At 43.1% G+C, this 14,265-nt stretch carries 11 protein-coding genes and 1 pseudogene; 2 read left to right on the plus strand and 10 right to left on the minus strand.

Annotated features, from left to right (window positions below; translation table 11 throughout):
* Nucleotides 1-222, minus strand: a 222-nt coding sequence (locus A37S_RS25890) for a transposase (protein ID WP_036603146.1), incomplete at its 3' end; no start/stop codon positions are given.
* 116 nt (nucleotides 223-338) lie between these two features.
* Here A37S_RS25890 and A37S_RS0122550 point away from each other — a divergent pair.
* Together A37S_RS0122550 and A37S_RS25895 are read left to right on the plus strand one after the other, a co-directional pair.
* Nucleotides 339-761, plus strand: a complete 423-nt coding sequence (locus A37S_RS0122550) for a hypothetical protein (RefSeq protein ID WP_028298887.1) — start codon at nucleotides 339-341, stop codon at nucleotides 759-761.
* Nucleotides 762-882: 121 nt separating this feature from the next.
* Nucleotides 883-1,656 (plus strand): phosphatase PAP2 family protein, encoded by a 774-nt coding sequence (locus tag A37S_RS25895; protein WP_051293405.1) that lies wholly within the window; start codon nucleotides 883-885, stop codon nucleotides 1,654-1,656.
* A gap of 36 nt (nucleotides 1,657-1,692) precedes the next feature.
* Here the strand turns inward: A37S_RS25895 and rnr are convergent, their stop codons facing one another.
* From rnr to A37S_RS0122595, 9 genes and pseudogenes are all read right to left on the minus strand, one after another.
* On the minus strand, nucleotides 1,693-3,828 hold the full coding sequence (gene rnr / locus A37S_RS0122560; RefSeq protein ID WP_028298888.1) for a ribonuclease R: 2,136 nt from the start codon (nucleotides 3,826-3,828) through the stop codon (nucleotides 1,693-1,695).
* A 329-nt stretch (nucleotides 3,829-4,157) separates the two neighbouring features.
* Nucleotides 4,158-5,255 (minus strand): chorismate synthase, encoded by a 1,098-nt coding sequence (aroC, locus tag A37S_RS0122565; protein WP_028298889.1) that lies wholly within the window; start codon nucleotides 5,253-5,255, stop codon nucleotides 4,158-4,160.
* Nucleotides 5,256-5,264: 9 nt separating this feature from the next.
* Nucleotides 5,265-6,524 carry a 3-phosphoshikimate 1-carboxyvinyltransferase gene (gene aroA / locus A37S_RS0122570; RefSeq protein ID WP_028298890.1) on the minus strand — a complete coding sequence of 420 codons (1,260 nt, stop codon included), beginning with the start codon at nucleotides 6,522-6,524 and terminating at the stop codon, nucleotides 5,265-5,267.
* A 3-nt stretch (nucleotides 6,525-6,527) separates the two neighbouring features.
* Nucleotides 6,528-7,634, minus strand: a complete 1,107-nt coding sequence (locus tag A37S_RS0122575) for a chorismate mutase (RefSeq protein WP_028298891.1) — start codon at nucleotides 7,632-7,634, stop codon at nucleotides 6,528-6,530.
* A gap of 108 nt (nucleotides 7,635-7,742) precedes the next feature.
* Nucleotides 7,743-8,573 (minus strand): prephenate dehydratase, encoded by an 831-nt coding sequence (locus A37S_RS0122580; protein ID WP_028298892.1) that lies wholly within the window; start codon nucleotides 8,571-8,573, stop codon nucleotides 7,743-7,745.
* Nucleotides 8,574-9,536: 963 nt separating this feature from the next.
* Complete coding sequence (locus A37S_RS0122585; RefSeq protein ID WP_028298893.1) at nucleotides 9,537-10,841, minus strand: MvaI/BcnI family restriction endonuclease; 1,305 nt, start codon at nucleotides 10,839-10,841, stop codon at nucleotides 9,537-9,539.
* Entirely contained in the window at nucleotides 10,807-12,027 is a 1,221-nt protein-coding gene (gene dcm, locus A37S_RS0122590) for a DNA (cytosine-5-)-methyltransferase (RefSeq protein ID WP_028298894.1), read from the minus strand. The genes A37S_RS0122585 and dcm overlap by 35 nt, the downstream gene beginning before the upstream one ends.
* A 173-nt stretch (nucleotides 12,028-12,200) precedes the next feature.
* Nucleotides 12,201-12,323: pseudogene (locus A37S_RS28435) on the minus strand (PDDEXK family nuclease); the annotation flags it as partial.
* A gap of 250 nt (nucleotides 12,324-12,573) precedes the next feature.
* Nucleotides 12,574-14,265, minus strand: a complete 1,692-nt coding sequence (locus A37S_RS0122595) for a DNA polymerase/3'-5' exonuclease PolX (protein ID WP_036604026.1) — start codon at nucleotides 14,263-14,265, stop codon at nucleotides 12,574-12,576.

A 14,265-nucleotide genomic window follows, 5' to 3' on the forward strand; every position in this document is an offset into this window, starting at 1 on the left:
CACCAGAAACGGCAGCTTGGAACTCTCCATGATCGTACCGCTGCGCAAAGAGGTACGGAAACGGCAACTTTTGCATTCGTAACTCCATTTGCCCTGTAACCAATAATGAGAGGTGCCCCCGCATCGCTTGCAGACAACACCCTCCTTGTCCCGTTGCTCCTTGAAATGCAAACGGCAATCCTCCTCCGTACCAAAATGCGCTGTAAAACTGAATATGTTCATCGTCTATTCTTCTTGATGTGCTAATATACTAAAAATATTAGGCGTGTTTACGGAGAATCAGAAACTATTTTACGCTTTTTGATACTAACTCCATATATTTAAGGCAAAGTTTGGCTATGAGAAAGACGTTATTATTGCTTTTGATCGGTACGTTTGGTCTGGGTACGTTTTCCGGGTGTACAAAAACAGAGTATGTGGACAATATGATCAATCCCAACAGGACTTATATTAGGATTTTGACACCAGGTAATTGGCAGCGCTTAAGCAATAATCTCGTGAAATATGATGTGGCATTACCCGCGTTAGGAAGTTATTATACGGATGATCTTGTCTCTGTTGCTTTAAGTTTTGACGGGGAGGCTAGCTATGATATACTTCCGGCTACTATAGATGGGCTAGCTTATTCAGTGAATTATAGCGAAGGCTGGGTTACGGTTTTTATACAAGACCCCCTAAACGAAGATTTTCTAGTGCCAGCGCCCACAAGTTCGGTCTATATGAAAGTGGTGATCTCCGAATCGGAATATATAGATGACTAGCGGAGGAAGGTTCTGTCCTATCTTGAAGGGCTAGAGATAATCGCTGCTGTCATTAAGAAAATTTAATGTAAAAATATCATTTTCTTAATGCATATTTGCTAACTTTTTTTATTGATTAAAAATGTTAGCAAATAATTCGTCTTCTCATGGGGAGGACATGTCCTCTTGGAAGACAGCATGGTTCTATACTTCCTTTAAACTGTGGTTGCTGCTGGGTCTATGTGTTTTAATAGGGCAATTGGGCTATCTGCCTTATTTTTTCGAACAGATAGAGTTGCGTGAAGGGGTACAGCTTAACGATATGTTGTTACGATGGTTCCCATCTTATGATCTTTCTTCCCCCATTTTTATACTTATATGGGGCATCACTTTCCTATTTTTATATCGTTCGCTATATGACGCTACACTATTCGTGCAGATGTTGTACAGTTTCGTTTTTTTGATCTTCATGCGCATCGTTACGATTTCGCTGATTCCACTTGATCCGCCGGATGGGCTTATTCCCTTGGTAGATCCCATTAGCAATGCAGCTTATGGCAAGGTGGATTTCATTACGAAAGATTTGTTTTTCTCTGGACATACTTCCACCATGTTCCTTATGTTTCTCTGCTTAAGGCAGAAAACAGACAAGATAGTGGCTTTTTTTGCAGCGATAATGGTGGGGATTATGGTGCTGATCCAGCACGTGCACTATACCATAGATGTGGTAGCCGTGCCATTCTTTACTTACATTTGCTACTTCATGGCGCAGCGCCTATTGATGCTACAGACATGGATACGGCATCCCTCGTTCTCGGCCGTGGTACAGCCGGTAGAGAAGAGAGAGGTATTGAAGAAGACAAGCATCAAAAACGGATATGAAAATGAACACTCGTTTGATATAAATCAAAAATAAGATTTATATCAAACGAGATTTTTGGGAGGAGACTAGCTAGCTCAAAAGGGTGAAATCTATTTGTCTTTTTGCGAGGTTTACGCTTTTGACTTTTATTTTTACTTCATCGCCCAATTGATATTTTTTGTTTTTCCTTTGCCCGATGATAGCGTAATTCTTTTCATCTAGGGCATAAAAATCGTCTGTGATATCCCGAAGGCGAACCATGCCTTCGCATTTGTTTTCCTCTATCTCCACGTACATGCCCCATTCGGTCACTCCAGAAATGATGCCTGTATAGGCTGTCCCCACTTGGTTTTGTAAAAATTCAGCTTGTTTGTATTTGATGCTCGTGCGTTCGGCATCGGCAGCTTTCTTTTCCATGGCAGAAGCGTGCACGCAGAGCTTTTCGTATGCCTCTTGGCTGACAGAGTTACCCCCATCCAGGTAATGTTGCAATAAGCGGTGTACCATGACATCGGGGTAGCGCCTGATGGGAGAGGTGAAGTGCGTATAATAGTCAAATGCCAAGCCATAGTGGTTGTGCTTCTTGGTTGTATAGATCGCTTTAGCCATGGAACGGATGGCAAGCGTGGTTAACACATTCTGTTCTTTGGTGCCCTCTACGGACTGCATGAGGTGATTGAGTGATTTGGCGGTTTCCTTCTCGCTTTTGGTACTGATCTTGTAACCAAAACGAGCGGCAAACTGTGCAAAGTTGGTAAGGCTCTCCTCGTTGGGCGCATCGTGGTTTCGGTAAACAAAAGTGAGCTTGTTTTTCCCTCTGCCTTGCTTGCCAATAAATTCGGCTACCTTGCGGTTGGCCAGCAACATAAAGTCCTCAATGAGTTTGTGGGCGTCTTTACGCTCCTTAGTATACACACCCAAAGGCTTGCCTTCGTCGTCAAGGATGAATTTGACTTCCGTACTCTCAAAGCTGATGGCGCCGTTTTTGAATTTTCTCTCGCGCAGTATATATGCCAGTTTATTGAGCGTGAGCAGTTCATCGCTATAGGGGCCCTCCTTGTTTTCGATGACTTCTTGCGCTTCCTCATAGCTAAAGCGTTTGTCGGAATGGATGATGGTGCGTCCAAACCATTCGTCCTGCACCTGTGCCTTGTCGTCGAGCTCAAAGACGGCCGAAAAGCATAGCTTGTCTTCATTGGGCCGTAACGAGCAAAGATTGTTGGATAGCCTTTCCGGCAGCATGGGAATGACGCGATCTACCAAATAAATGGAAGTGCCACGTTCAAAAGCTTCGCTATCTAGGGCACTATCTGGCAAAACATAATGTGATACATCGGCAATATGTATGCCTATCTGGTAATGCCCATTGTCCAACTTTTGGAAAGAGATCGCATCGTCAAAGTCCTTGGCATCAACAGGGTCTATGGTGAAGGTGGTTATAGGCCTGAAATCCCTGCGTTTGGCTATTTCTGTTTCGCTTATTTCCTCAGGGATCGCCTCGGACTCGGTTTCTACCACTTTTGGAAAACTTAAGGGAAAACCGAAGTCGGCCAAGATGGCATTCATCTCCGCATTGTTTTCACCTTGTTTGCCCAATACATATTTGACGCGACCTACGGGATTTTTGCTTCCTTCGGGCCAATCTGTAATGCTCACAACAACTTTTTCGCCGTTTTTGGCACCATTTAGGTCTGCCAGGGGGACAAAGATATCGTGGATCATTTTACGGTCATCGGCGATGAGAAAGGCAAAACGAGAAGATACCTGAAGGATACCGGTAAAATCCGTTCTGTCTCGTTTGATAATTTCGACTACTTCCCCTTCTTTCTTACGTCCACGACTTTTTTCGTAGGTATATACTTTTACGGTATCTTTGTTGAGCGCATTGCGGAGCTTGCGTGGAGCAACGTATATATCTTCTTGCAGTTCATCTTCTGGAATGATATAGGCCGATCCATCGGCTGTCATATCCACTCGTCCCACGATGAAGGTTTTCAGCTCTCGAAGCGTAAACTTTCCTTTGGCTATGCGTACAAAGCGTCCGGTTTTCGAGTCCGATTCTTCATCCAATATTTCCAGTATTCCGGCTTTTGACTCTGCATCCTGAAGGTTCATCAAAGCGGCTACTTGTTTATAATTTAATGGTTTGTTTTCGCTCTTTTCGAATACGTCCGCAATCAGTTGCGTAAGCACATGGCGTATCGTATTTGTTTTTTTTACTGGCATAATGATCAATTGTATAACGGTATACAGGCTACTCGCTGTCTACCGTTTGCTAATATAGCAACATTAATTTTCTTAGTAGGTGTCCGTGTTCCAAAATTGGCAATTCTTCGTGTCGAATGATGTCATATTGGGTCAATGGATCAAAATTGGGGATGGGTTTTAAGAAGAAAATACCTAGGCTTGCACCATTGGAATCCAATATGGAAATGGAAATAAGTGGAGGGGTTTGTTAAATCGCGCTGAAGCGATTTCTTGAGTACTATATTGCAAGTGATAAGTATGAAAGCGTAAACCGACGTCTTTAACACTTATCACTTACAACTTATAACTCATCGTTTATATACTTCCTGCCTCAACAAATGGTCGGCAATAACAAGAGCGGCCATGGCTTCTACAATAGCCACGGCGCGGGGTACCACACAGGGATCATGGCGCCCCTTTCCGCCTATCTCGGTTTTCTCGCCCGCTTCATTGATGGTTGCCTGGTTTTGCATGATGGTAGCCACGGGCTTAAATGCGACGCGGAAGTTGATATCCATACCGTTTGAAATACCTCCTTGTATGCCGCCGGAAAAATTGGTGAGGGTATGCAGCAGTTTACTGTTCCCTTCGGGGTTGGTGAAAATATCGTTGTGCTCGGAGCCGCGCATAGTAGCACTGGCAAAGCCTGAACCATACTCAAAGCCGTGTACGGCATTGATGCTGAGCATCGCCTTGCCAAGGTCGGCATGTAGCTTATCAAAAACAGGTTCGCCTAGGCCTACGGGAACACCACGGATCACGGTGCTGACTACACCGCCAACCGTATCGCCATCCTTACGTATGCCGTCAATGAATTCAATCATCTGATTCGCCGTAGCGGGATCCGCACAGCGCACGATGTTGGCCTCTCGTATTCGTACGAGCTCATCTATGGAACCTTCGCCAAGGTTGGGGGCCTGTATATGCCCTACGGCAGAGACATGGGCAAAAATGGCGATGCCATGTTTTTTGAGCAAGCTTTTTGCTATTGCACCGGCGGCTACCCTAGCTGCCGTTTCGCGGGCAGAGGAGCGGCCACCACCACGGTAATCGCGTATGCCGTACTTCATCTGATAGGTATAATCTGCGTGTGAAGGGCGGTATTTGTCAGCGATATGAGAATAATCCTTCGACCGCTGGTCTTCGTTGGGAATGAGCATGGCCAATGGCGTTCCCGTGGTCATGCCCTCAAAAACACCTGAAAGGATTTGCACTTGGTCGGACTCCTTGCGTTGGGTAGTGATCTTGGATTGCCCAGGTTTGCGCCTGTCAAGCTCCAATTGAATGAAATCGTTGTCTATCTCTATCTGGGAAGGGCATCCATCGATAATGACTCCAATAGCCGGCCCGTGAGACTCGCCGAAAGTACTGATGCGAAATAAATTTCCGAATGAATTTCCTGCCATAATGTTGTTTTATATTGAATTGGTTGTAAATCCTATCTTTTCGAGGTGTTTCCAAAAATCGGGGTACGATTTTCCTACCACGTTCGGTTCCTCTATGGCTATTTGTCCAAAGCGCAATGCCAGGGGAGCAAAGGCCATAGCCATGCGGTGATCTTCGTAAGTCTTAACCGTTAGTTGCTGCGGTACCCGGGAATTTGCCGTGTGCAGCTTGTACGTTTCCTTTTGCTCTTCCAGAAATTGTACGCCGAACTTTGCCAGTTCATTTTGAAGGGCGGCAATTCTGTCAGTTTCCTTGATTTTCAATGTTTCTAAGCCAGTGAAGCTGTCATCTATCCCCAGTGCGGCACTACACGCTACCAAGGTCTGCGCCAAGTCTGGACATTCCTTCAGGTTGAATAGAGTGGCTGTTTGCGTATTCTCCACTTTGGTGATCTTTACTCCTTTATCTTCAAAGCGTGATGCCACGCCATAGTGCTTCATAAGTTGCACAATGGCACTGTCGCCTTGCAGACTATGGGTTTTAAGCCCCGGCAAATACAGCTCGGTACCAATAGGCGAAAGTGCTGCCACGCTATACCAATAAGAAGCAGCACTCCAATCTGGCTCCACGTAAACAGTGCTTTCCTTGGCCTGTTGGGGGAGAATACGGATGCTGTTGTTCTCCCATTGATGTGTAATGCCTACTTCTGCAAGCATATCCAAGGTCATGCAGAGGTAGGGCTTGGAGGTGAGCTCGCCCTGTATGTGGACAGTCAAGCCTTTTGGCAGGGCACTGGCCACAAGCAATAAGGACGACAAGTATTGGCTGCTTACATCGCCACGTATGGATACCTCATTGGCATCCTGTTGTATAGGACCTACAATGGCTAAGGGTGGATAGCCCCTTTCACCCGCGTATTCAATATCCGCACCTATGTGTTTGAGTGCGTCAACCAATAGGGCAATGGGCCTTTGCTTCATCCTTTCGCTGCCCGTGAGCAGAAACTTCCTTTCCATGAGTGGAAGGTAGCCTGTCAGAAAACGCATAGCAGTACCCGCAGGGCCTATGTCTATGGTCAACTCCTCTTCGCCTTGCCACGAGCTTATTTTTTCTAGCTGGTGAGCCAACGTTACCGTGTCATCAGCTTCGGAAAGATTTTCTATATGCACTTTGCCTTTGCCGATGGCACGGATGATGAGCGCCCTATTGCTCTCGCTTTTGGATCCGGTAAGCTGCACGGAACCAGTAATATTGCCTGTTGGCGCGGTCAATAAGAGTTTATGCGCCATTTGCTAAGCCTCTATTGCTGGTTTTGCGTTCATGATTTCGTTTTGCCTGCGGATAGACTCGTTATGTATCAGTTCCAATAATTTCTTGGTGAAATCTTCATCCAGGCTTAGCGCAGTAGCTAGTTTTACCCTTTGCTGTACGATTTCATCCCAACGGGAAACCTGCAAAATGGTGACCGAGTTGCTCTTCTTGTATTCGCCAATCTCTTCGGCAATCTTCATGCGGTCGCTTATTTGCTTGATGATCTGGTTGTCGAGCACGTCGATCTTCTTGCGCAATTCTGCCAGTTTGTCTTCAAATAGTGGGTCGCTGGAGGCTGCTTTGCGTAAGGAAAGTTTATCGATGATTTCTGCCAATGCCGCTGGTGTCAACTGTTGCTTGGCATCTGTCCAGGCGACGGATGGGTCTATGTGCGACTCAACGATGAAGCCCTGCATATCCAGGTCTACGGCTTTTTGCATGACATAAGGGATCAGCTCGCGATTGCCACAAATGTGACTAGGATCATTGATGATGGGCAGTTCTGGAGCTACGGTTTTTAATTGGATGGCAACATCCCACATAGGCTCATTGCGGAAAGCGGTTTTTTCGTAAGAAGAAAAACCGCGGTGAATGGCTCCCAGCTTCTTGATGCCGGCCCTGTTGATGCGTTCCAATGCACCTATCCAAAGGGACAAGTCGGGATTGACGGGGTTTTTTACCAATACTGGAACGTCCACTCCCTGTAAAGCATCGGCAATTTCCTGAACGGTGAATGGGTTGGCGGTAGAACGTGCACCGATCCAAAGGATGTCCACCCCAGCAGCCAATGCTTCTTCCACGTGCTTTGCTGTGGCTACTTCGGTAGCCGTTGGTAAGCCCGTTTCTTCCTTGGCTCGTTGAAGCCATTTTAGACCAATGCTACCGATACCTTCAAATTCACCTGGACGTGTGCGCGGTTTCCAGATGCCGGCACGTAAGACGGAAACTTTGCCGGTAGCAGCCAAAAGGTGGGCCGTAGATACTAGTTGTTCTTCTGTTTCTGCACTGCAAGGTCCAGAAATAACCAAAGGTTCTTTTCCTGTTGCCAACCAGGATGAAAGTGGCACGATGTCTAAATTGAGTTTCATTTTGTGAGTATTTAGTACTTAGATATTAATATTCAGATAAATTTATTTTTGTTGGGGCGTAAAATCTTACGCTCTTATTATGTCCTATGTCTTGCGCCTTATGTCTTTTTACACTTTTTCATTTTTGCTGTATTCTCCCAGAATATTGAAGTTGATGGTGTGCTTGAGCACTTTGGTAATAGCCCTGTCGTAGTTTTCCTTCTTTTTCCACTCTACGTCCACGTAAAAATCGTATTCATTTCGTTTCCCCAACACAGGCATGGATTGGATTTTGCTCATATTGATGGATTCTTCTGCCAGCAATTGTAGGATTTTTGCTAGCGCACCCACGCTATTGTCTGTTTGGAATAGGAGAGATGCCTTATTTGCTTTGGTTTCCTTGCTGTCTGCCATTTCATGCCTAGCCAAGACAAGAAAACGAGTGAAGTTTTTTTTGATGGTCTCTATTCTTCTGTCTATAATCTGCAGCCCATAGAGTTCCGCTGCCAGTTTATTTGCGACTGCGGCCGTATCCCTAAGTTGCAATTCAACGATTTTTTTCGCGCAGCTTGCCGTGTCCATCCCTTCTGAAACCTTGAAAGTAGGATGTTCTTCCAAGTAGTCCGATACTTGCCTGAGGGCGATGGGGTGAGACTCCACATGCTTGATTTCTTCGAGCTTTACACCTGGAAGGGCTAGTAGGTGAAGTTGAATGTTAAGATACACTTCTCCGACGATAGAGAAGTGATAGTCGCGTAAGAGGGCGTAGTTGGGTAGTAGGCTGCCAGCGATGGAGTTTTCTATAGCCATCATTACATAGTCGGCCTCGCCTGATTTTAACTTTTCACAGGTGAGTTTAAAGGTGTCGCATTCGAGGGTTTCTATCTCGTTGCCAAAATATTTGTACGCAGCTTCCTCGTGAAATGAACCTTTGGTGCCTTGTATTGCTACTTTCTTCATTTTATTGTGGACATAAAAAAAGTCCCGGCGGTATGCCGGGACTTTTCAGTATCTTAATTTTTATCTTTTTAACATACATGAGGTTCCCGGCTCTTATTTTTAAAATAAAAGAATCCAAAAAACCAAAATGCAGTGTTCAATATCATTTTTCTTGTTCTTGTGCGGGCAAATATAGGGAAGAAATTTATTAATGCAAATGAAAGTGAAATTTTTTTAGCTTTTTCTTGAATGAAGCTTCCGTTTCATCTACACTTCCTGTCCTTTGCAGCTAATAGTTTGTAGCTTTTCTAAGTGGCGGAAATCGAACTACAAATGTTCAGTTTGGCACAAAAGTTCAATCGAAGAGTTGCTGTTGAATTTAATACTGAACCCGCCATTTTTCCAAAGCGCGGTCCCATTTCTCAATTGCTTTGGTCGTCAATTGGTTGGTTGAGCGCTAGCAAGAGGCATAGTCTAGGCGTTGGTTTTGTGCGACTTACAAATGTGTGTACATAGACTTAAAATGGTGCTTCTTCGACGTTTTTTACATAGGAATAAGGGAAATTATCTCATTTCCTTTAGTATGTTTTTTAGTGATGATGTCAATACTCTTGTCGTAAAACTTCTTTCCTTTTTTATGTTCAATGTTTTGATTTTCTACGCTATTTTAACAACAAGCTATGTAAATAATGTTCAGTAAGATTTATATTGTAAATCTCTTTGTATTTGAACAGTTGGTAGTTTTCTTTCTCTGAATAACTAACGACTAATCAGAATACTCGTAATTTTCGTTTGCATCTTGAGGCAAACGAAAACGAAATGTCGTTTCGTCTTTATTTTCATCTTCATGAATTTTCCGATAAACAGAAAAATTAAAAGATTGGGGGCTAATATCTAAAAAGTTAAGTTTTATTACTTATTCTACCGTCATAATTACCTGTTTTTCATTTCTCCTCTTTTGCAAGTTTTAGATTGTACGTTGGCTTATGGTAATGTCACAATTTCACTTTCCTTATACAGGTTGCTCAAATATTGCGATCTTATTCTAAACTGGCTTCGCTTCTTGATTTTGGGGCTTATGGAAACATTTTCCATTTTAATACCTGGGTCATAATAAATGTTTCCAACAGCCATTTGTTTTAAGAAAAATTGAAAATCAGTACCTGATCCTAAAATAACTTTGTCGCCATATTTATATTTTCTGTTTCCTGTTGTGTCCGAAAGAGAAGGAACATAACAAGCCTGATTGTGTTTTCTGTTCCAGTGTAAAAGCATTGATGCAAAACTCCACGCTGCTGCTTCATTTCCGTTTGTGTCAACTAATGCGATTCGCCCGCTAGAATTTCTTATTTTTCCACTTTCCATATCGAAGCCAATTAGTTGCAATTCAAGATTAGTAGAGCTGTGTCGTATTCCTGTTTTATGAACTCCACCAAAATTTATGCGGTCTTCACGTCCTGTTTTGTCCGCATAACCATACTTTAGTAAAAATTCTTCTGTCCCCTGCGTTTTATAAATTCCGTCTGTTGGTTCGGGGGTCATTAATGTAATGACGGACGAACCAATACGCTCAAAATTTGATACCCCAAACTGTTTTACTTCCCAACCTAAATAATCGGGTTCAGAATATCCGTTTGGTGTAATGCCTAATTCAGCTTCTAAAGTATATCCTCCGCAATTTGATGAAAGGCAGGGTAGAACATTACCATTTCTGTCTAATCGTTTGGAAGTAATCCAGTCTAATTGATGAACCCGATAAAGTTCTGTAAGTAGTCTTTCTTTATTATTTACTGTTTGAGGAAGTTCAATAATTTTGAAAACACCTAACTGCTTGTCAATTTTGATTCTGTTAAACTCCTGAGCAATTTCTGAATCTGGTGCGACAACAGAACCTAAAACGATACCCTGTTTTGATACACTCAAAAAAAATAGTCGGTCAGCTAAACGTTGTGTCATCAATTCTGATGGTGGATTTTGGCATCTGGCTAAAAATCCAGAAAATCTTACTTCTGGGTATTTTGGATATAAAATAAGCTGTGAATTTGGAGCAGGGTAGAGGTTCCCATCATCACCTATCCAAGAAAAATTAATGGAGGCTTTAAAACGCTCTCTATTCCAATCTCCTGCTTCTTCTGTTTTGATTTCAGAAAGAGGAAGAATGTTTAATATTTCAAAACTACCACCTAAATAAACTTGATTTTTAGAATTATCATTCGGGGATAGTTCCTTTACATAAATTTTCTGGCAGCCATTATCAATAAACAGCTTTTTTAGATTTTGCAGGTTCATTGATTACCAATAATGATTTTACTAATTGTTTGCCAACCGCTTGGATAAGCGGAACGGTTACGGAATTGCCAAACTGTCTGTAAGCTTGATTATCTGAAACAGGAATAATAAATTCATCAGGAAATCCCTGTAATCTTGCACATTCCCTTGGAGTGAGCCGCCTTGGATTGATTCCATCCTGTGGAATTAATATCTCTGAACCGTCCTTATAGTACCTTGCCGAAATTGTTCTTGAAATCCCGTTGAGGTCAGTCATTCCAAACCCAAAACCATTTCCCTGCGCTTTATGTTTTGCAGCGTAGTTTTGTAGATAACTCCAAAGTTTATCAGATAATGTATATTTTGGTTCAATTTCTTCTTCAAGAATATCTTTTATTTTAGCGGTTGGTTTGGGAAGTTTTGGGAATTTAAAATTTTCTTCTCCGTTGAAAATATCTGTTCTAAATCCAATAATGATAATTCTTTCCCTGTGTTGCGGTACAAAATGTTTGCCATCTAGCAATTGATAATGAATTGAATATCCCAATTCTGTTAAAGTGTTCCTGATTACTTTGAATGTGTTGCCTTTATCGTGAGAAACAAGGTTTTTGACATTTTCTAACATAAAAGCCTTTGGCTTTTTATGTTCCAAAATTCTTGCAATGTCAAAAAATAGTGTTCCCTGTGTTTCATCTAAGAAACCGTGTTTTCTTCCTAATGCATTCTTCTTTGAAACACCTGCGATTGAAAATGGTTGGCAGGGAAAACCTCCCAATAAAATATCGTGGTCGGGGATTGACTTTTCACTTATTTGAGTTATGTCACCAAATGGAACTTCTCCAAAATTTGCCTCGTAAGTTTTCTTGGCGAAATTGTTCCATTCGCTTGAAAATACACATTTTCCACCTAAATTCTGATAGGCTAAACGTATTCCTCCAATTCCAGCGAACAAATCGACAAACTTAAATTTAGGGTTGGCTTTTGGTGGAAATGGAACGTCAAACTTCAATGGGATGTATAATTGTTCCGGTTCTTCAACAACTGAAAGTATTTCTTCTTGCAAATATTCTTTTGCGTAAGGTTTAAAGTATTGGGAAATACCATTTTTATGGTTTTGCCAATAATGAGTAAGATGGGCAAAACCATCATTCAGGTGCCTATCAACATTTATGTTAAGCCTTTCTTTTAAGTCGTTATATGTTGCCATTACTTACATTAAATTTTCTTCAATTATATGTTCGCAAGATGCTAATTTTTTTCGTATTTATTTGCTCCAAAATCGTAAAACTTTCCACCCATTTTTAACCAACGCTTCATTTACCTGTTTGTTCCGCTCCATATTTCCCTCAATTTTCGTTCACCAAAAGTCACGGCTTGTCTTTATACGAAACTTTTTTGTTGCCAATCTTTTTCGTGAAAGTATTCGTTGTCAACAAAAATTGCAAGTTTATATCTTTTTAAGGTCAGGTCAGGTTTACCGAAAATAGTCTTGTCATTCTTACGATAACGATGCCCACGTTACCAAAGAGTTTTCGTCAGAGGTACTTCATCTTTTGTATCCTTACTATTGATAGCCTGCATGTTTTTTTTGTCTCTGTTCCTTTGTCAACACATCCATAATACAAAGTTAGCAAAATGCTTTGAGTACATTGGTAAAATTGCCTCTCCCTTGCAAGCTTTGATTTGTGTTTGGGCTTTGTGCAGTAGGTTATTGATGTTTTGTTCATCAGATTGTTTTTAGTACGAAGGTTCTTCAGGAGTTACAGACACGACGCTTGGTGAAAAAATCTTCAATTGATGTCGAGTCTAAGCAATTGAGGCACTGTTCTTTGCCAAGGCCCCCCTTTCTGGCTACCAATATCCCGAAGTGCATATCGTGAAAACCCTCGGTACGATGGGCATCGGGATTGATGCTCAATATCACATCCTTTTCCAGTGCATAGCGGTGCCAGCGCCAATCAAGATCGAGGCGCAAAGGATTGGCATTGATTTCGATTACCACCTTATTGGCGGCACAGGCATCGATGACTTTTTTATAGTCAATGGGATAGCCCTTTCGGGCTAAGAGCAGGCGGCCGGTAGGGTGGCCCAAGATAGTAGTGTATGGGTTTTCGATCGCCTTTATCAATCGCTGTGTGGCCCTGTCTTCGTCCATGCGCAGATTGGAGTGGATGGAAGCCACTACAAAGTCAAAACCCCTTAGTATATCTTCTTCATAATCTAGCGAACCATCACTTAGTATGTCCGACTCAATGCCCTTGAATATCCTGAAAGGGGCCAGCTGCGCATTCAATCGATCTATCTCTGCCCATTGGGCCTTCACGCGTTCTGGACTTAACCCATTGGCATATACGGCAGATTGGGAGTGATCACATATGCCAAGGTATTGCAGCGCGAGCTGATTCTTGCAATAGAGTGCCATCTCCTGCAAGCTATGCATCCCATCACTCCATGTGCTGTGGTTGTGCAAGGTGCCCTTCAGATCGTTTTCGGTGATCAATAGAGGGAGTCGGTGTTCCTCTGCCAGTGCCAGCTCATTCAGTCCCTCGCGTAACTCGGGCACGATATAGTCCATGCCTGCCTGTGAATATATGGCCTCTTCCGACGGTAGTGCGGGAATAATGCCCCTGAGGTGCTGACGTAGCTGTTGCACGTGCAACTCGCTGCCCGTAGTGATGAAAAGCTGTTGGGCATAATTGGCCTCGGACGCTAGGTGAATGTTTACGGGCAGTCCGTTTTCGTTTACACATTCTAGTAGGCCCTCCTTGTGGGCAAAGAGGGTAAACGATGGGCTTTGCTCAACGAAGGATAATACTTCTTCCTTGGATGCGGTAGTGATGAGATCGAGTGCGGATAGAATTTCCATGTTCCTACGAAAATCACCGGTGCTCTGCAACTTTTCGCTACTGGGAAGGTGATTTTTCAAATCGGCCAATAGAGGAATATATACTTTTTCTACTTGGGCATATAGAAACAATCCCTCATTGGCCATGGTAAACTCGATGGCTTTTCGGATTTCTTCCTGTGTTTTGAGTCCGAAGCCTTTGGCCTCTACCAAGCGGTTCTCGTTGCAGGCATAATAGAGCTCGCCCAGTGTCTCTATGCCCAGAGTGTGCCAGATGATGTATATCTTCTTGGGGCCTATACCTTTTATGGTAAGCATTTCCAGAATGCCCTCCGGTGTCTTGGACAGGAAGGTTTCCAGTTCGCCTATCTTACCCGTTTGCAGCAGTTCCCAAACCTTTGCTGCGGTGCTCTTTCCTATGCCGGGCTGTTGACTCAGTTCCTCCTCGCTGCGGTCTACGATTTTAAAGGGCAGCTTGTCCAGTTTGAAGGATGCGTTGCTGATGGCCTTTACCTTGAAGGGATTTTCGTCATGGAGCTCCATGAGCTGACCCAAGAGTTTGAAACGGCTTGCTATGGCTTTGTTTTCTAATGCTTGCAT

The sequence above is a fragment of the Olivibacter sitiensis DSM 17696 genome (assembly GCF_000427965.1).
In the GTDB taxonomy this organism is placed as follows: domain Bacteria; phylum Bacteroidota; class Bacteroidia; order Sphingobacteriales; family Sphingobacteriaceae; genus Olivibacter; species Olivibacter sitiensis.